23 protein-coding genes and 2 pseudogenes are annotated in these 23,281 nt (G+C 68.1%); 7 read left to right on the plus strand and 18 right to left on the minus strand.

The window, feature by feature from the left end; genetic code table 11:
• Positions 1-355 precede the first annotated feature (355 nt).
• The 9 genes and pseudogenes from QSK31_RS41910 to QSK31_RS41945 all read right to left on the minus strand — a co-directional run bounded on the left by QSK31_RS41910 (position 356) and on the right by QSK31_RS41945 (position 7,247).
• On the minus strand, positions 356-664 hold the full coding sequence (locus QSK31_RS41910) for a hypothetical protein (RefSeq protein ID WP_285690471.1): 309 nt from the start codon (positions 662-664) through the stop codon (positions 356-358).
• A 199-nt stretch (positions 665-863) separates the two neighbouring features.
• Positions 864-1,283 carry a hypothetical protein gene (locus tag QSK31_RS41915; protein WP_285690472.1) on the minus strand — a complete coding sequence of 140 codons (420 nt, stop codon included), beginning with the start codon at positions 1,281-1,283 and terminating at the stop codon, positions 864-866.
• A 355-nt stretch (positions 1,284-1,638) separates the two neighbouring features.
• Entirely contained in the window at positions 1,639-2,013 is a 375-nt protein-coding gene (locus QSK31_RS48990) for a nitroreductase/quinone reductase family protein (RefSeq protein WP_352244550.1), read from the minus strand.
• 181 nt (positions 2,014-2,194) lie between these two features.
• Entirely contained in the window at positions 2,195-2,518 is a 324-nt protein-coding gene (locus tag QSK31_RS41920; protein ID WP_285690473.1) for an antibiotic biosynthesis monooxygenase family protein, read from the minus strand.
• A gap of 1 nt (position 2,519) precedes the next feature.
• Entirely contained in the window at positions 2,520-3,392 is an 873-nt protein-coding gene (locus QSK31_RS41925; protein ID WP_285690474.1) for a helix-turn-helix transcriptional regulator, read from the minus strand.
• Entirely contained in the window at positions 3,370-3,504 is a 135-nt protein-coding gene (locus QSK31_RS41930; RefSeq protein WP_285690475.1) for a hypothetical protein, read from the minus strand. Before QSK31_RS41930 ends, QSK31_RS41925 begins: the two co-directional genes overlap by 23 nt.
• Before the next feature lie 741 nt (positions 3,505-4,245).
• Positions 4,246-4,953: pseudogene (locus QSK31_RS41935) on the minus strand (NADPH-dependent F420 reductase); the annotation flags it as partial.
• A 186-nt stretch (positions 4,954-5,139) separates the two neighbouring features.
• Entirely contained in the window at positions 5,140-6,066 is a 927-nt protein-coding gene (locus tag QSK31_RS41940) for an alpha/beta hydrolase (protein WP_285690476.1), read from the minus strand.
• Positions 6,067-6,452: 386 nt separating this feature from the next.
• A complete protein-coding gene (locus tag QSK31_RS41945) occupies positions 6,453-7,247 on the minus strand; it encodes a helix-turn-helix transcriptional regulator (RefSeq protein WP_285690477.1) in 795 nt (264 codons plus the stop codon).
• A 149-nt stretch (positions 7,248-7,396) separates the two neighbouring features.
• Here QSK31_RS41945 and QSK31_RS41950 point away from each other — a divergent pair, with 149 nt between their 5' ends.
• Complete coding sequence (locus tag QSK31_RS41950; RefSeq protein WP_285690478.1) at positions 7,397-8,368, plus strand: zinc-binding dehydrogenase; 972 nt, start codon at positions 7,397-7,399, stop codon at positions 8,366-8,368.
• A gap of 616 nt (positions 8,369-8,984) precedes the next feature.
• On the opposite strand, the gene QSK31_RS41955 is transcribed toward QSK31_RS41950, so the two are convergent.
• Positions 8,985-9,740, minus strand: a complete 756-nt coding sequence (locus QSK31_RS41955; RefSeq protein WP_285690480.1) for an alpha/beta fold hydrolase — start codon at positions 9,738-9,740, stop codon at positions 8,985-8,987.
• Positions 9,741-9,829: 89 nt separating this feature from the next.
• Between QSK31_RS41955 and QSK31_RS41960 the strand changes: the two genes are divergently transcribed.
• Together QSK31_RS41960 and QSK31_RS41965 are read left to right on the plus strand one after the other, a co-directional pair.
• The gene (locus QSK31_RS41960; protein ID WP_285690482.1) at positions 9,830-10,681 is read left to right on the plus strand and encodes a LysR family transcriptional regulator; all 852 of its coding nucleotides are present in this window, start codon (positions 9,830-9,832) and stop codon (positions 10,679-10,681) included.
• Positions 10,682-10,710: 29 nt separating this feature from the next.
• Positions 10,711-10,878: a hypothetical protein gene (locus QSK31_RS41965; RefSeq protein WP_285690484.1), complete on the plus strand. Its 168-nt coding sequence runs from the start codon at positions 10,711-10,713 to the stop codon at positions 10,876-10,878.
• 73 nt (positions 10,879-10,951) lie between these two features.
• Here the strand turns inward: QSK31_RS41965 and QSK31_RS41970 are convergent, their stop codons facing one another.
• The gene (locus QSK31_RS41970) at positions 10,952-11,527 is read right to left on the minus strand and encodes a TetR/AcrR family transcriptional regulator (RefSeq protein WP_285690485.1); all 576 of its coding nucleotides are present in this window, start codon (positions 11,525-11,527) and stop codon (positions 10,952-10,954) included.
• A gap of 186 nt (positions 11,528-11,713) precedes the next feature.
• On the opposite strand from QSK31_RS41970, the gene QSK31_RS41975 reads away from it, so the two are divergent.
• Positions 11,714-13,912 carry an MMPL family transporter gene (locus QSK31_RS41975; protein WP_285690486.1) on the plus strand — a complete coding sequence of 733 codons (2,199 nt, stop codon included), beginning with the start codon at positions 11,714-11,716 and terminating at the stop codon, positions 13,910-13,912.
• A complete protein-coding gene (locus QSK31_RS41980) occupies positions 13,909-14,784 on the plus strand; it encodes a ketopantoate reductase family protein (RefSeq protein WP_285690487.1) in 876 nt (291 codons plus the stop codon). The genes QSK31_RS41975 and QSK31_RS41980 overlap by 4 nt, the downstream gene beginning before the upstream one ends.
• 325 nt (positions 14,785-15,109) lie before the next feature.
• On the opposite strand, the pseudogene QSK31_RS41985 reads toward QSK31_RS41980, so the two are convergent.
• The 5 genes and pseudogenes from QSK31_RS41985 to QSK31_RS42005 all read right to left on the minus strand — a co-directional run.
• A pseudogene (locus tag QSK31_RS41985) lies at positions 15,110-15,418 on the minus strand (Tn3 family transposase); the annotation flags it as partial.
• A gap of 306 nt (positions 15,419-15,724) precedes the next feature.
• A complete protein-coding gene (locus tag QSK31_RS41990; RefSeq protein WP_285690488.1) occupies positions 15,725-16,663 on the minus strand; it encodes an NADP-dependent oxidoreductase in 939 nt (312 codons plus the stop codon).
• A gap of 499 nt (positions 16,664-17,162) precedes the next feature.
• Positions 17,163-17,342 (minus strand): hypothetical protein, encoded by a 180-nt coding sequence (locus tag QSK31_RS41995; protein ID WP_285690490.1) that lies wholly within the window; start codon positions 17,340-17,342, stop codon positions 17,163-17,165.
• An 86-nt stretch (positions 17,343-17,428) separates the two neighbouring features.
• Positions 17,429-17,752, minus strand: coding sequence for a nuclear transport factor 2 family protein (locus tag QSK31_RS42000; protein ID WP_352244553.1), 324 nt, complete (start codon positions 17,750-17,752; stop codon positions 17,429-17,431).
• 291 nt (positions 17,753-18,043) lie between these two features.
• The gene (locus tag QSK31_RS42005; RefSeq protein ID WP_285690491.1) at positions 18,044-18,874 is read right to left on the minus strand and encodes an SDR family NAD(P)-dependent oxidoreductase; all 831 of its coding nucleotides are present in this window, start codon (positions 18,872-18,874) and stop codon (positions 18,044-18,046) included.
• Positions 18,875-18,932: 58 nt separating this feature from the next.
• Here QSK31_RS42005 and QSK31_RS42010 point away from each other — a divergent pair, with 58 nt between their 5' ends.
• Both QSK31_RS42010 and QSK31_RS48995 read left to right on the plus strand, forming a co-directional pair.
• Entirely contained in the window at positions 18,933-19,589 is a 657-nt protein-coding gene (locus QSK31_RS42010) for a TetR/AcrR family transcriptional regulator (protein ID WP_285690492.1), read from the plus strand.
• A 391-nt stretch (positions 19,590-19,980) separates the two neighbouring features.
• Positions 19,981-20,319: a PAS domain S-box protein gene (locus tag QSK31_RS48995; protein ID WP_352244551.1), complete on the plus strand. Its 339-nt coding sequence runs from the start codon at positions 19,981-19,983 to the stop codon at positions 20,317-20,319.
• A 319-nt stretch (positions 20,320-20,638) separates the two neighbouring features.
• Here the strand turns inward: QSK31_RS48995 and QSK31_RS42015 are convergent, their stop codons facing one another.
• Entirely contained in the window at positions 20,639-22,321 is a 1,683-nt protein-coding gene (locus QSK31_RS42015; protein WP_285690493.1) for a hypothetical protein, read from the minus strand.
• A gap of 26 nt (positions 22,322-22,347) precedes the next feature.
• Positions 22,348-23,280 (minus strand): sulfotransferase family protein, encoded by a 933-nt coding sequence (locus QSK31_RS42020; RefSeq protein ID WP_285690494.1) that lies wholly within the window; start codon positions 23,278-23,280, stop codon positions 22,348-22,350.
• Position 23,281 lies beyond the last annotated feature (1 nt).

Below are 23,281 nucleotides of genomic sequence, written 5' to 3' on the forward strand. Positions count from 1 at the left end.
CTCGCGATACAGACGCACAGCACGCGCCCTCAGTTCGTCGGGGTACTTCTTCGGTGCGGCCACAGAACGTCCTCCCCATGATCAGTCGATCATGTTTGAGAGGCTCCACCAAACCGGGGGGAACTCAGCTGAGCGGAGAAGATGATCACAGGAGGTGTCATGCCGCTCGTAACATCGCCACAGTTGCCACGTGTCACACACTCCTTCCCACCAAAGCTTCCGGACCGCGTCCACGATCGCCGTGTCCGCCAGCGGCCTGACCCCGCGGTATCCGCTCGCGAACGCCGCTACCCGGAAGAGATCCACCATCTGGCTCCGTAAACGGTGAGCATCGGCTGAGCCGTGACTGGTTTGTCTACCGATTCCTGTGCCGGCCGAACCAGTCGCCGAGAATCCGCCGGGCATCCCAAAGCTCCGCAAGGACCAGTGCGTTCGCTATTGCCGCCAGGACGAACACTGTGCCGACACCGCTGAGTGTCAACACCTCGGAGCCTCGGTCCCCCAGCCGGAAGAGACTCGCCACAGCACTGGTGAGTAGCGAGTTGATCCAGAGCGCCGGATAGATCAGCATCCCTACCGGCAGTGTCAGCGACGCGGCCACCAGATAAATGACCGGCCCAACGGTGGATTCGGTCAGGAACGACACCACCAGCAGAGCCAGCACCGCACCGGCGTAGACCGTCGTCGCACCCCAGAAACGCGACCGGCTCGATGACACATGATCTATCCCAGCACGGCTTCCCTGCATATCCTGCCGAACGGGCATAAGCGGTCTTGCCGTGCACGTTCAACGCCTCGCAGTCGTCGTTGACGGCCAGGCCGGCCCCGTAGCTCCCCAGCCGCAAACTCAACTAAGGACCCCATCAGCAGTCGGCCCCGGGATCCCGCATACGAAGTGTGGAACGGCCACCTGGCGAACCGTAGAACCACCACGTCCCGGGCGGCGGCGGGCCAAGCTGCCCGCGTAGCAGGTCGGCCAGCGCACGGGCGAGCTCCGCGACAGGTTTGGTATCCATGGGCTGGTCACCGCGAAAGATCACTGGCAGGTCGTCGAGAACGATCCATCCGGCCGCCTCGCCCGCGGTTACCGGCTCCCGAGCGCCGAACTGGTCGGTTGCCTCCTCCAGGAGCGTGGCGAACTCCTGGCGCTCCACCTCGTCGGACCACCCATCGAGATTCAGGCCAAGATCACTGATCGCCGCTGCTACGCACAGCTCCCGGACACTGCCTGCCCACCAGCCGGGCCGCCGGCCGGCGGGCATCGCCTCCACCAAGCCGATCACCCAACCTGCCCCGTGTCCACACCCGCCGCGCGGCGAGATCGCGGATGCGCACGGCGACGGCGCACCGCAGCACCAAGACGATCGGCTCGGCCAGCTGGTGTCGGCCACCTACCAAAATGTGCCGCGCCTGCGACAGGCCGGCGCTTGGGGTGCTCCGTGGGTGCTCTGACGTTTCGGAGCCCCACGGATTCGCCGTACCAGCACCGGATTTCGGCGACCGGCACCCACTTCGCGGACCGCGGGGACGGCCCGGACCAGCGCCAACGTTGCCGGACTAACCACATGCTCGCCGGACCGCCAACTATCCGCTTAGAAGGAACGGACTTTGTTCGCAAAGTGGCATAACTGATGACTTTTAATCCGCAGCGCGAAGTCGCAGGTTCATCGCCCAAGTCGGACCTCCCGATGGAGTCGGAACCCCAACAACAATCCGTGAGTCCTCGTATGGCATGGCTCCGAGCGGCGTCACCCGCATACGGCCGGTCCTCGCGCCGATGTGGTGCAGCAGGACGACTCGGCTCGCGAATCTGTGCGACTCCACTCGGCCGCTGCTGCGTCGAAACTCAGCGATGATGCCAAGATTGAAATCGTTCGGACGAGATATCTGCTCAGACATGAACATCACTCTCGGTAAATATATTGATGAGTGTGCGCTGGTCAAGAAGGTGCGGTGAGCCACCTTGGGGAGCCCGGGGGAGGTCGGATGGTGGTGGCGAGTTCCCACCTCCATCCGACCTCCCCGTCATCGTCTGGGTACCAGTGGGGATCGAGGCGGTCGTCATGATCGCTCGCTTTCAGGAGCGGCCGGCGAGACAGCGTCAACGACGAATTGGTAGACGACACTCCACCGCCCTGCGCGTCCCGCCGTCCGCATTGGGGTGCCTGATCGGCAGTCGCGAAGGCCGGAGACCTCAGCTGTCGCTGGCCGGTGCGGACGGCGAGAGGTACTCCGAGCGCAGGACGCACTGGATAGGGTCGGGCATGGCGATCTCGAACATGCGGCGGGCCGGTTCGAGGCCGGCCGGGTTCTCGCGAGCCGCAAGCAGATCCTCGGTGCTGTTCCAGTGGGAGACGTTCACGACCCGAGTGCCGTCGGTGCTGGCGTACACGGCCGCGCCGCGGAAGCCCGGCTGGTCGCGCATGACGGCGCCGGTCGTGTCGATGGCGGCGATCATGTCGTCCTGGCGCTCGGGGGTACCGACGGAGAAGATACCGATCATGGTGACTGGTTCCATGTCAGCGATCCTGCCGACTGACGGCATGCGGTGCCTCTGACAATTGATCCGAGGCTAGCCCGGCCAGCCGCTGCCGGGTGGACGTTCCCTCGACGGCCCGGAAGATGGCAAGCCGTTGCGACGAGTTCGGGCTCATGACCACGGCGCACCAGAAGTCCAACCGGCCGACCCGGTCGTCCTCGATCGAGACTGTCGGACAGCTCGGTGCCGATACCCGGTGTTCGGCCCACAGCTCGCGGAACTCGGCACTTCTCTCCCGCAGGTCGCAGACCAGCGCCACCGCCGCCGAGTCGTGGCGGCGCTGGGCAACGATCGCCCGTAGGTCGGCGACGTACCCGCGGCCGGTGCCCTCGATGGCCTCGGCCGGCCCCCCGGCGAAACGCGCGTGCGGCAGGCAGAACCAGCGCCAGATCATGTTGCGCTCCAGGCCGGCCATGCCGGCGATCGACCCGAAGAGCGCGGTGTGTAGAGGGTTCTGAGCGACCACGGTGGCGATGTCGTCGCAGATGAACGCAGGAGAGGTGACGTCCAGGGCGGCCATCACCGCGACCAGCTGGGGGTCGGCGTCCCCGCTGAGCGGAGCCGGCGGTGCGGCGTGCCCGACGAGGCGGTAGAGGTACTCGCGTTCTTCCCGCGCGAGCCGCAGCGCGTCGGCCAGGCCCGCGAGGATGGTCGGCGACGGCTGCGGAGCACAGCCGCGCTCGAGGCGCTCGTAGTAGTTCGCCGACATGTTCGCCAGGTACGCCACCTCGTCGCGGCGCAGGCCCGGCGTCCGCCGTCGCAGGCCCGCAGGAAGACCGGCTGCCACGGGTGACAGAGCCGCACGGCGACGGCGCAGGAAGTCCGCGAGCTCATCCCGCAGCGCCGTCGTCACTCAGCAAGGATCTCATGCCGGCAATCACCCGGGCCACCAGCAGCGACTTGAGGCCGCCGGCGACGTCTGCCATGGCGAACTCGATCTCCTCCAACGGCAGGGCCAGCGCCAACGTCGGAATCCCAGCAGAGCGTGCCGTATACGACCTGCCCTGTTCAACCCACGACCTGGCCGCGGCCCAATGAACACGGCCTGATCGAGCCCCGTCGCGCCACCCCAATCGTGCAGGCCATCCTCGTCCTACAGCATGTTCAATCTGACCATTACGCGGGATGAAAGAGGCTGTGCGCCACGAAACGCGGAAGGGGATCTATGAGCGTTTTCCGACTGGATTTGCGCAGTTTAAGGCGCACCCCGGGGCAGGTTGCGGGCTGAGGTGAGGCTCCCGGTAAGACGAGCAATCGACCAAGAAAGTGCCCCTCCCGAGAGCCTCGTTGCTGTCTTACCCTGCTTGTGATCCCAGGCCCGGACCGGCAGCGGACCCGCCGTCTTCGCCACGCTCCGTAACACAGCAATCGGATACCACCACGTCGCCACCACCACCATCGCCGAAGCCACCCGACGCGCCAACCACCGTCCCCGCGACCTCATCGACGCCGTAACCACCGGAAAGCCGACCGTGACCAGGGGTAACCCGACTATGCAATAGCCCTGGCGGTTCTGAAGATCTCCGGGGCGGTGACGTGCGTAATCACCGCCGCACTCAACTGACCAGCCCTCCCGAACCGGTCAGATCCTGTGCTCTTGTGGTTGAAGCTGTGCAGCGGACCCATGAGCCCGGTCGCGAACAGCGCGTCGAGCTCGATCAATTGACTCTGATTCGAGTCACCCGTTGTGCGGGCGTTCCCATGTTTCAGGCGGGTTCGGCGTAGGTTCCCGGGCTCGACGCGGTGGCGCGGAATTCCTCGGGGCGGGCTTTGCTCGCGACGGCGAGGGCTTTGCGTACGCCTTCGGGGCCGAGATCGGCCAGATAGACGGGGCTGCCTGGCTGTTGGCGCCAGGATTCGTCCAGGCCGCCCGCGTCCACCACGTCGAAGCCGAGTTGCTCGATGAGGGCCGATACCTTGGCCTTGGCGGCCGGGTCGTCGCCGGCCACGGGCAGGGCGATTCGCCCGGGTGTGCCGGCGGGCTTGCCGAGGTCCTGCAGGTGTGGGGCAACAATGCTATTGAATGCCTTCACCATCGGCCGGCCGAGTTGCTCCTGGACCCATTGGGTTTCCGGTGTGCCCTTCTCGAGCGCATCGATCCGGCCGTCGCGCTGCCGCGGGTAGTAGTTGCCGGTGTCGACGAAGGCCGCTCCCGCTGCCGCGCCGTCGAGCAGGCCGGCGGGCAGATCCGGGATGTTCTTCGACGGGATCGTGACGACGACGATGTCCGCGTCCCGGGCCGCCTCGGTCGCCAGGACAGCATGCGCGCCCGTTTCCGCCACAAGGTCTTGCAGGGTCTCGGGACCGCGGGAGTTCGCGATGGAAACCTCGTGCCCGATGGTGGTCAGTCTGCGCGCCAGCGCACTGCCGATATTGCCCGCTCCGATGATGCCTACCTTCATGATGTCTCTTTGTTCTTCGTCGTTTCTCGTGGTTCTTCGTGGCGCGGCCCGACCCGCCGCCGGGCAGGGCGCCGACCACGCTCAGCGGACGGATGTGTCCCATCGAGCGACGTCCAGTTTAGGTGCCTCAGGTTGACCTCCCAGCGCCACCGGTGCATGAGGTTGCCTTTAACGAAGGCGCGAGGTTAAGGGCTCCAACTAGGGTTTGCAGACGTGTTTCTCGATGACCGCGGTCAGATAATCAATGGCGGCGGTGGCTCCGGGTAGGATACCGATGAAATTGAGGAAGGCATGCATCTGGCCGTCGAACCGCTCGATCTCGGTATCTACCCCAGCCTCCCGCAGACGCGCTGCGTAGGACTCCCCTTCGGTGCGAAGGATATCGTTCGACGCGGTCAAGATAACTGTCGCCGGCATGCCTGACAGGTTGGGTGTCCGCAGCGGCGCGACGTCGGGGTGGACACGGTCGGCGGGGTCGGACACGTACATATCCCAGTACCATGCCATGAGGTCGCGGCTAAGCATCAGCGTCTGGTTCTCAGGTTCGTGGTATCCAGGGCCGTCCAGGACGGAATCAGTCACCGGATACAACAAAATCTGCAGATCGACCTCCGGGGCCCCGGCGTCGCGGGCTCTTCGGGCGGTGACGGTAGCGAGGTTGCCGCCGGCGCTGTCACCGGACACGATCAAAGGTGCGCCCGCGACAGCCAGCTCGGCACGATGGGCGTCGATCCAGCCAACTGATGACCAGGCGTCGTCGAGGGCCGCGGGATAGGGGTGTTCGGGCGCCAATCGATAATCCACCAGCACCACGGTGCAACCGGTCCGTTCGGCGAGGGTGCGGCCGAGTTTATCGAAATCGTCGATGCTGTTGAGCACCCAGCCACCACCATGGAAGTACACGAGGATGGCCCTGGGATCCGGCCGCGGTGTCAAAACACGGATTTTCAACCCCGTAGGCAGTGTCAAATCCTCAACTCGCAAAACTTCGGGCCCCGGGCCCACTAACGCGCGAAGCATCTCCCCCAGACCGCGCGATTGCTGGAGTGGCATTTCCTGCAGAGGCGTATCGCTTACCTGAGCCAGTTGCGTCAACAATGCCTTAGTGGCGTCATCCAGTTCCATTAGTCTTCCTCGAACAGCATGGGAGAGTCCCATATAAGCCGTCAGGTCATATAGAATTGAAAGGGAATATAATGCTACACCTAAGGGTGCGGCATGTCTGCATTGAGCTCGCCAAAACGTCGATGCCCTGATCGGCTCGCTCGGCGCCTACTGATGACCAAAAATGAAGCATGGGCCTTGCACTGGCCGTCACAATGAGGCATCGCGACCGCGCTGGCCGGCTCCGGATCCAGCTGGTACCACGGCCGGATCGGCAGCACCGCACAGGTCTCATCGCCTGCGGATCAGTGGTGTCGGACTCCGCCTTGCGGATCTTGTGGTCGGAGTCGGAGTCGGAGTCGCGGCGCAGGGCGTCGATCAGGCGGGCGTGGTGAATGGCTGAAACGCTAGGCGGGCGCGGTGGCGGCCCGCACGAGCGGGTCTGCGTCGCCCGGCAGGTGGTAGACCACCAGCGTCTGCTCCGGTCGCTCGGCGACGTGGAACGCGGCGTGCGACATGGTGATGACACCCAGCCGGGGATGCCGGAGGCGCTTGCGGCCGGCGTGGCTGAACTGGATGTCGTACTGCGGCCACCACTCGCGCACCTCGGGGCTGGTCTCGTGCAGGTCGGCCACGAGCTGGGTCACGCGCGGGTGGCCGGGATTGCGTCCCGCGATCGCCCGTAGCCGGGCCAGGATGTTGCGCGCCTCCTGTTCCCAGTCGACCAGGATCTCGCGAGCGGCGGGCTCGGTGAACATCCAGCGCACGACGTTGCCCCCCGGGCCGATGCCACCGAACAGTTGTACAGCGGTGTCGTTGATCGCGAGGATGTCGTAACAGATGCCGGTGACGTACGCGGGATTGTCGCCCAGCAACGCCGGGACGCCCGCGACCTCGGGCGCGGCCTCCTCACCGGCGGCCTCCACGGTCGCATCGCCACCGGCGAGGCGGCGCAGGTGCTCCTGCTCGGCGACGGTCAGGCGCAACGCCCGGGCCAGGGCGTCGAGCACCTGGCCGGAGGGGCGCACGTCGCGGCCCTGCTCGAGATAGGTGAGCCAGGTGGCGCTGATGCCGGCCAGCAGGGCGAGTTCCTCGCGGCGCAGCCCGGGCGTGCGGCGGCGCCCGGTGACCGGCAGGCCCGTGTCGGCGGGTGTTACCCGCTCTCGACGGCTGCGCAGGAACGTGCCCAGTTCGACGCTCACCCTGGAACCTCCAATACCAGAATAAAGCGATTCTGGATACCACCTTACCGTCGCGTGAAGCTTGCCTCATGCGAGCTTGGACTGTTGCTGCACAAGACGATCACGTACGCCTCTCTGAGGTTTCTCCGCCGACGCTTCAGGGCGGTGGCGTGCTCGTGGAGGTGCTCGCCGCGCATCTCCCGGCGTACACGAAAATGGTGGTGACAGGTAATCGCGGTGGCCTGCCGGTCCCCCTGACCTTGGGACCCTCCTGTATCGCCCGGGTGACCGATGTCGCGCCCGACGTGTTCCACGTCGCCTCGGGCGACATCGTGCTGGACACGGCGCTGCTCGACGCGGGTGGCGGCGACGAGATCCTGGTGGGGTGGGTCGGCCTGGGCGGTTCCGGCGCGGGCAGCGATCGTACGGATCGTATGCGTGCGGTCTGGCACGACGGTGTCTTCGCCGAGCGCGCGTTGTGCGCCAAGGAGACGCTGGTCAAGCTACCCGGTGCCGAGAACTACCCCGATCCGGCCCGCCTGTCGTTCCTGCCGTGGCTCTGCATCGCCGCCGCGGGCTTGCACGCAGCAGGCCCGCTGGCCGGCCGCGACATCGCGGTGATCGGTGCGACCGGCCAGCTTGGCGGCGCGGCGGTACTGGTGGCGCTGGCGGAAGGCGCGGCGACGGTGACGGCGGTAGGGCGCAACCCCAAGGCTCTCGCTCGGTTGGCCGAGCTCGACCCCCGCGTGCGAACCCACCAGCTGACCGGTGACCGCACCACGGACGCGGCAGCGATCGGCCCGCTGGACGTGGCCTTGGACACCCTCGGCGCCACGCCGACAGCGGACGCTACCTTGGCTGCCTACGACAGCCTGCGAACGCGCGGCACCCTTGTGCTCATCGGCGGCGTACGCCAGGACCTCACCATTCCGTACGGCGACCTGATGCACCGCCGGCTCACCGTGCGCGGCTCCTGGATGAGCGACGACGAAACGGTGACCACGGTGTGGAACCTGGTCCGCTCCGGTCAGCTGGACCTCTCCGCGGTCGAGCTGCTGACGGTCGGCCTGGACGACCCGGCGGCCGCTCTCGATCTGGCGGAGCGTACGACGGGCCTCGGTTTCGTCGCCCTCGTCCCCTGACCGCCCCGTCTGGGGCCGTCGTTCTGGCGGCCGAGCGCTGTCGCCCTACAGAATGGGGAGGGCGGCGCCCCCATATGTCCGGGATATCGGCGCCGGCTCCCCGCCAGGGCCTTCCGGCGGTGACAGCCCAGCCCTAATAGTGCGGCACTCAGCATCTTGAACGCTCCGGACACGTCGATGAGAGGACTACGTCGCGGTGGAACAGGGCTTCGAGACGATCTGCCGCGCCACCACGTGAGAGCGGCCAGGGACGCGACATCCGGCCGATGCGCGTCATCGACCAGGCTCACCGCCGGCTGTGCTCGGGCCGTCGAGGCCAGCGGACCCAGTATGGCCGGCCCTACCCGGAACAGGTCCGGCGTACCAGGAAGCAGCCCGAACGCGACCTAAAGCGCCCGCTGATGCCGCGGCTGCAGTTCCGAAAGTCGGCCCAGCATGGGTACGCACAGCCGGTGCGGGACGGGTGAAGGGCAGCTCCGCCTCGAACTGCGACCTGGACGAGTCGACGACCCGCAGGCCGGCCGCTGCGGCGTCGTCGGCGTTTCTACGCCGGCGGACGGTGGCCGGCCGACGGAGAGAGGCCGGGTGACTTGTTCGACCCATTCCTTGATGCCGATCAGCTGCTTCCGGCGCTGGCCCAGAACGCATGCAGGGTGTCTGCGGCCCGTTGGGGGTCTTCCAGCATCCAGTAATGGCCGACGTCGTCGAGCGTTTGCAGGCGGGCGCCAGTCCTACGGGCGACCTGCTCGTTCTGGATGAGGACCTCTTCCGGATTGACGCCGTCCAGCACATCGCCGGTCGGCACCAGGACCAGGCCCGGAACGTCGATCGGCCCGGTCCTCCAGTCGGCGTCGAGGTTCGGCCAGGCCGAGCGGTAAAGCGCCAGAATCGCGCCGTCCATCGTCTCGTCGTGGGCCGCGTCGATGTCGGCGCCCACCTCGGCCGTCAGGCCGCGCGGGCCGAGCAACTGGCCGAACGTTCCGGGCGTGCCCGCGCGGACGGCGGCGAGGGACTGCTCGCCCTCGGGGCTCTTCTGCCACATGGTCGCGATCGGATGCCACTGATAGTCGGGATGCCAGCCGTAGGCGACGTCGGAGACCCAGCTGCGGACGCCTACGCCGGGGAAGGCGGACACCACCCGCATGGTCAGGTGGCCGCCCCAGTCATGGCCGACCAGGTCGATGTCACCGCCGATAGTCCGCAGCTCGTCGGCGAGCCAAGCGGCGTACGCGTCCTTCCCGGTCATCTCCGGAGGGCGGGGTGAGCCGAAGCCGGGGAGTCGCAGGGCCACGCTGTCACCGGGCAGCAGCCGGCGGAGGGCATCCCAGAGGGCGGGGGTCTCGGGTACACCATGGACGAGAACTGTGGTCATGAGCCAAGATCCTTCGCCCGTCGCCGTCTGGTGGCCAGGCCGTTTCCGGTATGCCGAGCCATGCCGTACGTGCATGTCAGACTGGCGGGGTGGCAGACGTCGAACTTCGCCAATTGCGATACCTGATTGCCGTCGCTGACGAGGGCGGCATCTCGCACGCCGCCGCGAGCCTCGGGATGACCCAGCCCGCCCTGACCCGGGCCATCGCCACCCTCGAACGGTCCGTCGGGGTCGCTTTGCTCGACCGCCTGCCGCGAGGATCCGTCCTGACCGCGGCCGGCCGGATCCTGGCCGACCGGGCGCGTGCCATCAACCAGGAAGTCGCCGCGGCCGTCCGGCAGTCCCGGGAGACCAGCGCGCAGATCCCACCCCTCCGGGTCAGCGCACGCGCCTGCGACTACGACACGCTCGGTGACCTGATCGCCGCCGGCCCCGGCGAGAAGATCGAGCCGGTCATGGCCCATTGGCGTACGCAATTGGCGTCGCTGCGCTCCGGGGCGGCCGACGTCGCCCTGGTCAGCGGCGAATTCGACGAGACCGGGCTGGACACCACACTGGTCGCCACCCAGGAGCGGGTGGCTATGGTGCCGGAGAACCAGCGGTTCGCGTGGCGAGACGTCGTCGACCGCACCGACCTGCTTCCATACCACGTCCTCGGATGGGCCGGCAGCACCCCGCAGGAACGCGACTACTGGCTGGACGGAGCGCCCCTGGCCGGCGCGGAGGTGGAGGACCTGCTTCAGCTGTTCGTGCACGTCCGCAACGACGACGGCATCGCGTTCGTGCCGCTTCCGATGGTGGAAGAAGCTCCATCCATGCGCGGCGTCCGGCTGATCCGGGTCAACGACCTCGCTCCGGCCCGAGTCCGCCTGGCCTGGCTGTCGGAACAAACCTCGACCCGGATCGCTCGATTCGTTGCCGCCGGGGTCGGTGCGGTCTAGATCGACACAACTGGTCGGCGCTGCAGGCGATGATCGCCGTCCCGGGTGGCCCGGCCTGGCGGCAGTGTCTGAGCTGGCTGATCCAGCCGCCGGACAGCGTCCCCGCCGCGCTCACCGCCGCCGGGCTGCTGCTCGCCGGGGCCCTCACCTACGCCGCACGGGTCAGCCCACCCACGCGCCCACCGAGATCGAGATGACCCCGTAACCTCCGTGGTTGGACGACCGGCTATCCCTTGCCCGGGGTCAGACGCGGGATCGGCTGCCGCCGGGTCAGCGGAGTCCGCGCGGGGCGCGTAGCCCGAGGGTGCGACGGCTGGCCTCGATCAGGTGCCGGCGCAGGACGTCGTCGTCGAGGCCGCTCGTTCGTGCGCTCATCCCGCCGGCGATCCCGGCCATGACCATGTCGGCTTTGATCCACCCGCCCACGCCGGGGTCGATGTCGGCGAGCAGCATGTTCAACCGGTTGGCCAGTTCGCCCACCTCGGTGCGGGAGCGCAGCATCTCGATGGCCCCGGGATCGCCGACCAGCATGGGAACCAGCATGCGATTTCTCACCGCGAGGTCGACTACGCCGGTGAGCATGCGCTCGGCGCGTGCCCGTCGGCCGCGCTGTCCCTCGGCCGCCTCGACCGCCGCCTGCAGCCCGCCGAGGACTGGCTCGATCACCGCGTTGAGCAGTTCCTCGCGAGTGCGGAAGTGGTGATGAACAGCCGACTTCGTGACGCCCACCTCGTCGGCGATCATCTGCAGCGACGTGCCGGCGAAGCTGTGCCGGGCGAACAAGCTGATCGCGGCGTCGATGAACCGCTGCCGGCTATCGGCTGCCCTGACTGCTGTCACGACCATGCGCGCTCCTGACTGAACCCTGTCTTTGCCAGCAAGCTTAGCGGGACGACCGTTCACCCCATAGCTGCACATCCGTATAGGAAATCACTGCACGATCGTAAAGTGAGCTTCTTCACGATCGTGCAGCGTACGACTGCACGATCGGCTAGCTTACGGAGAGACCAAAACCTCCGGAGGAGACCCGAGATGGCATCGTTTTTGTACCGGCTTGGCCGGTTCGCGTTCCGTCGGCGATGGCTGGTCGTCGGGTTGTGGCTGGCGGTCCTCGCGGTCACAGTGACCGGCGCCGCGACATTGTCCGGTCCGACGTCCGACGCGGCCCGGATTCCCGGCACGCCCTCGCAGCAGGCGATCGACCTGCTGCAGGAACGGTTCCCGCAGGCCTCCGCCGACGGCGCCACCGCCCGGGTGGTGTTCGCCGCGCCGGCCGGACAGCAGCTCACCAGCGCGGCTACGAAGGCGGCCGTCGAGCAGGTCGTCGCCGAGTTGCGCCAAGCACCGCAGGTGGCTTCGGTGAACGACCCGTTCCAGTCCGGCGCCGTGAACCAGGCGGGGACCGTCGGCTTCGCCCAGGCGACCTACCGCGTGGCCGCGCAGGAGCTGACCGACGGCGACCGCGACGCGCTCACCGGCATCGCCGAGCGGGCCAGCACGAAGAATCTGAGCGTCGAGGTCGGCGGTGACGCGCTGCAGCCGCAGTCCGAGCAGGGGCTCGGCGAGGTGATCGGTGTCGCGGTGGCCGCCGTGGTACTGGTGATCACGTTCGGTTCCCTGGTGGCCGCCGGCCTGCCGCTGCTGACCGCGCTGTTCGGCATCGGTATCGGCATCAGCCTGATCACAGCCGCTACCGGTTTCATCGACCTGTCCTCGAACACGCCGATCCTCGCACTGATGCTCGGCCTCGCCGTCTCCATCGACTACGCCCTGTTCATCGTCTCCCGCTACCGCCACGAACTCGCCGACGGCCGCGAACCCGAGGAAGCTGCCGGTCGAGCGGTCGGCACCGCCGGCTCAGCGGTCGTGTTCGCCGGGCTGACCGTCGTGATCGCGCTGGCCGCCCTCTCCGTGGTCGGCGTGCCGTTCCTGACCCAGATGGGCCTGGCCGCCGCGCTCACCGTGGCCATCGCCGTGATCATCGCCCTGACCCTGCTGCCCGCGATGCTCGGCTTCGCCGGCCGCCGGATCCTCGGCAGACGCGCCCGCACTCAGCGCACCCGCGACCCCGAGGCCGGCAAGACCACCTTCGGCACCCGCTGGGCCCGCGCGATCGGCCGCCGGCCGGTCGCCGCACTGCTGATCGCCGTGGCCGCGCTCGGCGTCGTCGCGATCCCGGCCCTGGACCTGCGACTGGGCATTCAGGACGACGCCACCGCCGCACCCGACACCACCCAGCGCAAGGCCTACGATCTCGTGGCCACCGGCTTCGGCGCCGGCTTCAACGGGCCCCTCATCGTCGTGGTCGACACCCCGGCCGGCGCCGCGAAGGCCACCGCCGAGCAGGTCGTACAGAAAATCAGCGCCCTGCCCGACGTCGCCACGGCGGCCGCCGCCGCCGTCAACCCCGCCGACGACACCGCCATGATCACCGTCATCCCCACCAGCGGACCCGGCGACACCGCCACCAAAGACCTCGTACACGCCATCCGCCACCTCGACGGCACCATCACCGGCGCGAGCATCGGCGTCACCGGCCTGACCGCCATCAACATCGACGTCTCCACCAAACTCACCGACGCCCTTCTGCCCTACCTGGCAGTGGTCGTGGGTCTGGCATTCCTGTTGCTCATGTTGGTGTTCCGGTCGGTACTGGTACCGATCAAGGCCACCCTGGGCTTTCTGCTCAGCCTCGCCGCCACCTTCGGCGCCCTGGTGGCACTCTTCCAATGGGGCTGGGGCGCCGACCTGCTCGGCGTCGAGCAGACCGGGCCGATCGTCAGCTCCCTGCCCATCGTCGTGATCGGCATCGTGTTCGGCCTGGCCATGGACTACCAGGTCTTCCTGGTCACCCGGATGCGCGAGGATTACGTGCACGGCGCCGCGCCCCGCGAGGCCGTGATGACCGGCCTCGGCCACGGCGCACGAGTGGTCACCGCCGCCGCGCTGATCATGATCAGCGTCTTCGCCGGATTCATCATCGCCCCCGACACGTTTATCAAATCGATCGGCTTCGCGCTCTCCGCAGCCGTGCTCTTCGACGCGTTCGTCGTCCGGATGACCATCGTGCCGGCCGTGATGACCCTGCTCGGCAAGGCCGCCTGGTGGCTACCCCCATGGCTGGACCGGCTCCTGCCCAACGTCGACGTCGAAGGCGAGAAACTGCGCCACCAACTCGACGACGCACCGGCCGACCCGGCCGTGAGCGTCCCCGCGCCGGTGCAGGCATGAAGCTGCTCGTATACGGCGCCGGGGTCCTCGGCAGCCTGCTCGCGGCCCGCCTGCACGAGGCCGGGCACAACGTCGCGATCCTCGCCCGGGGCCAGCGCCTGGCCGCCCTGCGCCGGCACGGCATTCAGCTCGCCGAGGAAGACAGCCCGGTCGTCCGGCGGGTGCCGGTGCCGGTGGTCGAGGACCCGGCCGGCGGGTACGACCTGATCGCCGTCCTGGTCCGCGCCCATCAGGTGGACCCCGTCCTGGAATCGGTCGCCGGCCTCGACGGCGACGTGTTGTTCCTGCACGCGTGGGCGGCCGGCGCCGAGCCGCTGGGCGCGGTGATCGGCCACGAGCGGGTGCTGCTCGGCTTCCCCACCGGCGGCGGCACGATGGACGGCGACGTGGTGCGCCACCGCGCGAGCAGCTTCGTGATCCGCCGCGTCCCGATGCAGATCGGCGGACCCGGAGGGCACGAAAGCCCTCGACTGCAGCGGATCGTGCACATATTCCGCACCGCCGGGATCAACGCCAAGGCCGAGCCGCGGATGGATGCCCGGCTCAAGACGCATGCCGCGATGGTGGTGCCCCTCGGGCAGGCAGTGCTCGCGGCGGGCGGCCCGGCGGCGTTCGCCGGCGATCCGGACGCGGTCCGCGGCCTGATCCGCCGCATGCGGCAGAACCTGGCCGCCCTGCCGACGCCGCCGGTCCCGCGCGGTATCGCTGCGGTGCTGACTCTGCCTGACGGAGTGCTCGTGCCCGTCATCCGGCGGTTCCTGCGCAGCCCGACGGCCACACACAGCGGGCTCAGCAACACTTCACCCGCGACGGAAGCGGCCGAACTCGAACGGCTGGCCGACCAGCTGCGCGCCCAGGAGAGGGACCGGTAGGCGATCCCCGCACTCACCGGCCCCGCCGAGCCCGATCAGACCGGCCATGCCGGTCCTGTTGTGGATGATCTGCCCGGCGGGGGCGAACCAGCCGAGCGAGCGTGTCGCAATACGTGGCCGTGCGGGCCGAGCACCGCCGACGGCGTGGCCGGCGCGCATTGGGCCGGCCCGGCGATGCTGACCCAGAAGCCGTTCATGGCCGCATGGGCGCGCGCGATGACCTCGAAGACCGGGCACCGTAACGGATCGACGATTCGCGGGATCAAGCGCGCCGCAGCTGTTCACCGGCTGCACCAAGCGTCCTGCGGCAGCAGGCGTAATGGCGTCAGCCGACGTCGGTGTCCGGTTCGCGTAGAGGACTGAGCCGCTGTGCACTCGACGGGGCGGGGAAGGTGTAGCGCCCGAGCATGTTGATGTGCGCGAAGCCGAGCGGCGACAAGCGGGCGGCGTCTTCGTCGCGGAGCGGGTAGCCCTGGGCGCGTAGCGCGGTGACGGCGAGGTCGATGTAGCGGGTGTTCAAGAGCACGACCGCGTTGAGGACGAGTCCGAGCGCGCCGAGTTGGTATTCCTGCCCGGCGCGGTAGGACTGCATGATGTCGCCGCGGTGACCGTGCAGGGGTCCGCGCCGCCTGCGACAGCATCAGCGACGATCAGTGGATCGTCATCCCGTACCCACCGGCCGTCTGGGATGAGGACGCTCAGCGGTGGATCTCCGACGCGCCGGGCGGCTCTCAACGGCACTGCCGATGTGCAGGTCAATGGCGAAGTCGCTGGTCAGTGGCCTGTACGGACCCCGTTCACACCGGGGAGATCATTGAATACCAGGGTGTCTTGCGGTATCTCTCGCCGCGCGGCGGCTCCTGCGCGAGTGAGACGGACGCCTACCTCCGCTCACACCGATCAGTGGTGCTGAACTGAGAAAAAGGCCGGCCGCCAACGCTCACCCGGCCGCCGGGCCCGGGATCAGAACGAGCTTTCCGTGCAGGCCGCCAGCCAGTACACGCCGGTGCGCCTCGGCTGCCTCGGACAATGGCAGAGTGGTCGCCACCCGCGTGCGCAGCCGCCCGGTGGCTACCTGCTCCACCAGATCAGCCAGGAGTTCGCGGTCGAGCTGGATGAGCTGCACCTCTTGCCGTACGCGACGCTCGGGAGCGATCGCGGGCGTCGGCCGAGTGGTGATCACGACTCCGCCGTCCTCGACAGCGGCGGCCGCCGCCGGGCCGAGAGGAACCGCGTCGAACACCGCGGCCACCGGCCCCACCGTGGCCGGATCAACGGCGCGGGGGACGATCTCGTGGGCTCCGAGGCCGCGTACCCACGGTTCGTCCTGGTGGTCGGCTTGGGCCAGGACGCGGTAGCCGCGGCGGGCGGCCAACTGGGTGACGAAACCGCCGACGCCGCCGCCGGCCCCGGTGACCAGTAGGCGAGTGCCGGCCGGGGGCTCCTCCGGTGACACCATGACCAGTCCCTGGTGTGCGGTTTGGGCGTTGAGTGGCACGGTGGCCGCGGATACGAAGTCGAGTTCGTCCGGTAGCGGCACCAACCAACTCGTGTCGGCGGCGACGAATTCGGCGTAGCCGCCGGGTGCGCCCCGCGTCTGGAACCACGGGATCATCCCGACGACGCGGTCACCCACGCGGAACTGTGCCGCGCCGGGACCGACCGCGGTCACCTCGCCGGCGATGTCCCACCCGGGCAGGAACGGTGGCGGCACCGGTCCGCCGGGAATCTGACCGGTGGTGGCGGCCAGATCGGCCGGGTGCACGCACACCGCGCGAATCCGGACGATGACCTGCCCGTGCCCGGCTTCAGGCTCCGGTAGCTCGGCCACCCGCAAGACCTCCGGCCCACCGAGCGCACTCACCATGACACCCAACATCGGTCAACTATAGACATCGACGCCAGTGGGTGCCTGTACAGCGAAACCACTCTTAAGGCATCCCGGCTGACGCCTGCCATTGCGCCACGGTTAACTCGTGCACCGCCAAGGGGCGCCCCAGGGCGGCGCCGATGATCTCCACCTGTCGGGCGTAGGCGAGGGACTCCGGGCCGATGGCGCGCGACAACGCGGGCTGTGCCATGCCGAGCCGGTCAGCGGCCCGTCCGAAGTGCAGCTCCGTCGGCAACCGCGACGAAGTACCGGAGCTGCCGCACCTCCACATCATCATCAGCACTGGCCAAGTCCCCCAGCGCAAAGCCCTCCGCGACCTCGCTCTGTACAAGATCCAAATCAATACCGCGACGTCGACCGCGATGCCCACTTTCCGTGTAGATATCGCGCACGCCCTCAGCGCCGCCAGATTCCTTGTTGCACTCGGCGAGAGCTGTTGTCGTGGGGGCAGGCGCCGGCGACCTGAGAGTACTGGTATGTGAGCCGATCAGTGGCGGACGTTGCCTGGTGCCTCGGTTCGCCAGCCGAGAAGGATCGCGGGCAGTGCCTGCCCGGCGAGTCGCCGGGCCCGCTGGTTCCCGACGGTGCCGAGGTGGCCGAGCGAGGGTATGCCGTACATCGTGCCCCAGATGACATCGCAGGCGTCGTCGAGATCGGCCAGGACCACGTCGTGTGTCTGCGACCAAGTGGTCAGTAGTTCTTTCAGAGGCGCGTCCTTGTTCGCGAAGTGCTGGTAGCCCCAGCCGTGACGGATCAGACGGGGGCGATCGCGAGGTCGATGACCTGGTCGTCCTTGATGCCGAACACGAACGAGAAGGACAGCGGCCCGCCGGGGAAGTCGCCGTCCCCGGAGGCCACCAGCCGGCCGTCCGCGAACGAGGTCGGCGTGAGCACGATCTTGGGGGTGATCAGATGCCCCTGGATCCACTCGCGGATCTCGGCCTCGCCGGCCCAGGTTTTCCCGTCGTCGCGCACGGTGGCCCCGTCGCCGAAGACCGCGGCCAGCGCGTTCGCGTCGTGCGCATTGGTGGCCGCGATGAAGTTCTCGACAGCGTTGGGCAGCGTGATGTCGTTTATTTCTACTCTCCGGTTTCTCGGGTGCCAGGACGCGAGTGCGTGCTGGTGTGTCCTTGCAGCACCTCAGCGGCACGATGCCGATGAGGCGGCGGCCCGTCACGGGCCGCGCAGCGCGGTGATTGGCTCGAGATGCCGACCAGGGGTCAGGTCGGCACAGGCATACGGGGGCATCCTGATGAAGGCTTCTTAGGTCGGTTGTGTGTGGTGACTCAATCCAACCGACGAGATTCCTCACGGTCGCGGGGTGGTCAACTCCCGCGCGGGTCGCCGAAACCACTTTTTGCGACAGGCTCAGAAGTCCGCACTGCGTGAGAGCTTTTCGTTCGCGCGCAGCTCGGCGAGTGTGTTCTCGTGCATCGCGACAACGACGTCGTAGCCGGAGTTACCGAGCACGATTCGTTGCGGTGGAACGGGTGCGTTCATCGCGCTGATCACGGCTTGCACGCCACGAACAGGGCTACCTGCCTGCTTGCCGCTATGGTCCACGAACGCCGCCTTGACGGCTTCGACCATCGGCACGTAGGCGTCGACGGTCTCGTTGACGGGCTCGTTCTGAAAGTAGGAGAAGGCGCTGGTGCGAAAGGCTCCCGGCTCTACGGCGAGCACGCGCACACCGAACGGCTCCACTTCCTGGCGCAGTGTCTCGGTGAGTCCTTCGATCGCGAATTTCGCCGCCGAGTAGTAGCCGAACCCCTGTCCGCCGACGAGGCCTGCCACCGACGACATGTTGACGATCCAGCCGTCGCCGCGTGCCCGCATGCCGGGCAGGACCGCGCGGATCACCTCGACGACGGCGAACAGGTTGAGGTCGAACGTGCGGCGGATCGTCTCGTCGGGGGCCCCCTCGATCGAGCCGTACCAGCCGCGGCCCGCGTTGTTGACGAGCACGTCGATTCCGCCGAACCGTTCCTCTGCCGTCTTGACCGCGGCATGCACCTGGTTGGCATCGGTGACGTCGAGCTCGAGAACCAGGACACGGTCGCCGTGCGGTTCAGCCCACTCCTGCAGTTCAGAGGGCCGACGAGCCGTCACTACCACCTGATCGCCCTGGTTGAGTGCGGCCTCGGCATAGACCAGGCCGAACCCTCCGGGCGTTCCCCCGGTGATGAACCAAGTCCTCATGGACTTCTCCTTCCGCTATAGAAAGCAATGTAGCGCTACATGCGCTACTGTAGCAAGCATGCAGAACGCCCGGGATCGACTCCTGCTCGCGGCAGCCGAGTTGCTGGAGAGCGGCGCCACGGTGTCCACGAGGGCAGTGTGCGAACACGCCGGGGTGCAGGCCCCGACGCTGTACCACCACTTCGGCAGCAAGCAGGGCCTGATCGACGCCGTGGCGAACCACGGCTTCACCCAGTACACGGCGGTCGAGAACTCGGGCGACCCACTGAACGATCTGCGCGAGGGCTGGGACAGGCACGTGCAGTTCGGGCTGGAGCACCCATCGTTCTACGGGCTGCTCTATGGCCGCGCCGAGCCGGGAAAGCCCTGCGCCGTCACCGCTCCCGCGCACGCCGCGCTGCGTGAGCGGTTCACCGCGGCGGCGACCCGGGGGCTGCTCAAGGTGCCGGCGGCCGATGCTGCCGAACAGGTGTTTGCCGCCAACGTCGGCATCACGCTCACCTTGATCAGCCAGCCGGAGCCGGATTTCGGCTTGTCCGGACGCGTCCGCGAGGCCGCGCTGGCCGGAGTCCTGCACACGCCCTCCGCCGACGCCTCCGCGACCCGCGCAAGCGCCGCATTGACGCTGCGTGCGCTGGTCGACAACGACCCGGGCGACCTCACCCCCGGCGAACGCGGACTGCTCGGCGAACTGCTGGAGCGCCTGGCCCGCTAGAGCACGCGGTATTCCTCCACGGGGCCGCACATCCTCGTCGCTCTAAACGCGCGGCCGGCCCGCTGGCGGCATGCGGTTGGTGTGTCTCATGAGGCATCGCGATTCTGGAGAAGGACGGCGTCCGCGCGGTGAGCTAGCGCGGCGAAGGGCCGATCATCAACCCGGTCAGCTCGACCGCGTACGCCACCGCCGCATCGATCCGGGCGGCAGCCTCGTCCTCTCCGCTTCCGGGCGGCGGGTCGGATCCGGTATAACCCGAGGGTTCCGAAGCAGCGTCCTTGCGAGATCCAGGACGAGCATTGGGTGAGCCTGTTCAGTTCGCTGACCTCGAATCGGGACCGCGCGATTCTGGCGGCGTCGGGCAGCAACGGAGCACTAGCAGCCGCAGGCAGTGCTCGCCGTCGCATCCGACGCGTACATCGCGATCGACGCCACCGGCCGCATCGTCGCCTGGAACCCGGCGGCCCAAGCCACGTTCGGCCACCACCACGCGCACGCCTGCGGCCGCGACGGTACTTCGCGGCGAGCTGCACCAGCATCAGCACGGTGCCGGGATCGTGGCGGTCGGATCCGGTGGTGTCGAGTCTGCGGTGCAGATCCAGCAACGGCACGAACGCCATCCCGGCCCGCGGCAGAGGCGAGGGCTCATGCAGGACGAGGGAGTGCCGGTGGTCGGAGTGGATGTCGTCAGGGGCGTGGGTATGACGATGTCGGGGCGTACTTCGGTTAGCAGAGTGCTGATGGCAGCAGGTGTCAATTCGTCGAGCATCAGCGGGAACCGGGTGACCGGCCAGAGTTCTGCGTCGTCTGGATGGGCTGGGGACCTGCGCGGTGGTTGCCGGGGTAGGTGTGACAGCAGCGGGATCCCGCCGTCGCGGGTGATGACCAGTCCCAGACCGACCAGCCGTAGACCGGCGCGTTCTGTTTGGCTTTGCCGCGTTGAGCGAGGGACGCCTTGTCGGTGCTCGAATCGTCAACGGAAACGGTGCGTCGCCTGCACCGCGTGCAGAGGCGACAAGTTGCGTTTTCGTCGTGATCGCAGATTCGTCCTAGCGGCAGCTCTTGGTCATCGAAATGAGTTCCCAGCCGCCCTCGGGTATGTCGTCGGTGGTGTCGGTGCGCAGGTTCATCGGGTTGGCCATTCCCAGGTAGAGGCCGTCACCGTGGACGATCATGTTGCGGACGCCGTAGTTGAGGTTGTTGCCGACGCCGTTGGTGCTGACCGCCGTGGCGGGGCTGTCGGGGGACGGGAACATCCACAGGTCGCCGCCGTACTGCTCGGGGTCGGGGCCGGCCGCGGCCCGCGACACCGCGGCCGCGTCCTGGGGTTCGGGAAGCAGGTCGTGCAGCAGGTAGCTCCAGTCCATCGTGCCGACGAAGAGCTTGCCGCCGCTGACGGCCATCCGCCAGGTGTAGTTGTTGAACGGCTGACCGAAGCCGGACTTGCCGTTCAGCGGGGTGTTGTTGGTGGGCACCATCTCCCAGGAGGCGGTGGCGGGACGGTACGCCGGGAGTTCCGTGCTGCCGTAGAGCAGCTCGACCTGCTGCTGGTCGGTGCCGAGGTTCTTGCCGCGGAAGATGGAGACCGCTCGCTGGGTGTTGACGATCTGCGCTTGCTTGGCCTCGGGTGTGGTCTGCGGAAAGAGGCTCTGGTGGACCTTGGTGGCCTTGGTCGGCACGTGCATGGTGCCCCAGTAGAGGTAGCCGCCGTAGGAGGCGACGCCGCCGAGGCCGTACGTGGCGGCGGTCACCCGGTCCGGTTCGTACCGGCTGACGTTCCACACCTGCCGCCAGCCGGCCGCGTCCTGCGGGTTGAGGCCCGGCTCCCCGTCGGCCAGCGGCGGGCTGAGCCAGACGCCCGCGAGTTTCTCGGCCGAGTTGCCCGAGCCCTCGGCCGGCCAACTGGTCGCGGCGACCCGGCCGTCGTGCAGAGTCAGGTCGGCTGCCTGCACGGGCAGGGCGCCGACCGGGACGAAGTCGAACGGGAACCGTTTCGAACCGGTCCAGCGCAGCACAGCGCCACCGGTGCTGCCGTTGCGGCCGGTGCCGACACCGAGGTAGAGCGCATCACGGGTGGCCAGGAAGGTGCGGATGTTGCCGTACGTGTCGTACGTGTGCGAGCCCAGGAACCGTTTCGTGCGCGCGTCGAACGCGAACATGTTGAGCCGCTGGTCGGTACTGGGCCCGCCGAGCAGCACCACGTCCTTGAAAGTGCCGGCGGCGCGCATGCCGATCGTGTGCTTCAGCCGGTACAGGTCGTCCGCGGACCGGGCGCGGATCTCGGCCGACTTGTTGACCGACCGTCTCGTCCTCTCGTTGTAGACCCACACCTCCGGCGCCCGCATGTCGCCCACCGAGACGGGGATCTCCGCGTCGGCCTTGCTGTACTGGCTCTCTCCGTACTCGCAGACCCAATCGTCGTTGAGCACCGGCTCGATCGCGTTGAGCGTGGCGCCGCTGGTGAGGCAGTGCACGTTCGCGCCGGTGCCGAACCAGACGTCGCCACCGACGCGGGTCAAGCCCCAGACGTACGCCTGGTTGACCTTCTTGATGCCACCGGCGCACGGCGGCCCGGCCGGATAGGGGACGCCCACGCCGGCGAAGCACTCGTCGGGCTTGGCCTTGGCGAGCAGAGCGAACCGGTACCCGTCCCCGCTGGGTGCGGCTGCCGCCGGCCCGGCGGCCGTGGTCACGGCGAGAAGAAGTCCGGCGGCCAGCGCCACAATCTTCACTAGGATTCTCCGTTCGGTGTGCTGGGTCATCTCGCGCTGCCGGCCGGTGCCTTGACGCGGGCGCCGACCTGGTCGGCCCAGCCGGCCGGATCGTCGAAGAGCAGGAACTCGCCCACCCTGGTCAGCTGCCCGACCGGATCGAGCAGCACATCCTCGTAGGCGAGGGTGAGCAGGTGCGCCGGCGGCGAGTCGGCGAGCGCCTGCTCGGCCTGGCCGCTCATGAAGGCGCACAGGTGCACGAACTTGCCGGGGTCGGCGCCGCGTTCACGAAGCCGTACGGCGTCGATCCGCTCCGGCAGGTAGGGCCGCATCTCGTCCGTCACCGGATCGCCCGGCGCCAGCTCGAACGGGTCGACGCCGAACCGGTTGAGCGCCTCGGTCCGTAGCTGCACCAGCTGGAACATCGGGTGTCTGCTCATCGACCGCGCGGTGTCGGCCCAGTTGCGGGTCAGGTAGATGATGCGGGCGCTCGGGTAGCCGGCCAGCAGTCGCGCCGTGATCAGGCTGGAGCCGCCGGACCGCTCCACCCAGCGCCGCCGGCCGAGCAGTTCCGCGAGCACGTCCAGGAAGTCCTGGTGGTGGCGGACCATGCTCTGACGGGGGAAGCCGGGCACCCGCTCGCCGAGCCGGTCGTAGAGCGTGTCCGGGTCGTCGGTCAGCTTGGCCAGCGTGATGCCCATGACGTGCGGCATGCTGCCGAGGTCGGTGGCCCATCGACCGGTCGTCGGATAGCGGACCTCCTCGGGCGCCAGCCCGATCCGGAAGAGCGTGGCGACGTCCGCCCGCGGCCGGCTCATGAACTCCCAGTACGCGCTGCCGGAGAGCGCTTCGCCGGTGGAGCGCCACGGCATCGCCATGAAGAACTCCTGAGCCGAGAGCGTGTCCGGCTCCTCGACGATCAGGTCCGACAGCATCGTCGACCCGCATCGTCCGCTGCTGATGATGATCGATCGCTCCATG

It is taken from the genome of Actinoplanes sp. NBRC 103695, assembly GCF_030269485.1.
GTDB lineage: Bacteria > Actinomycetota > Actinomycetes > Mycobacteriales > Micromonosporaceae > Actinoplanes.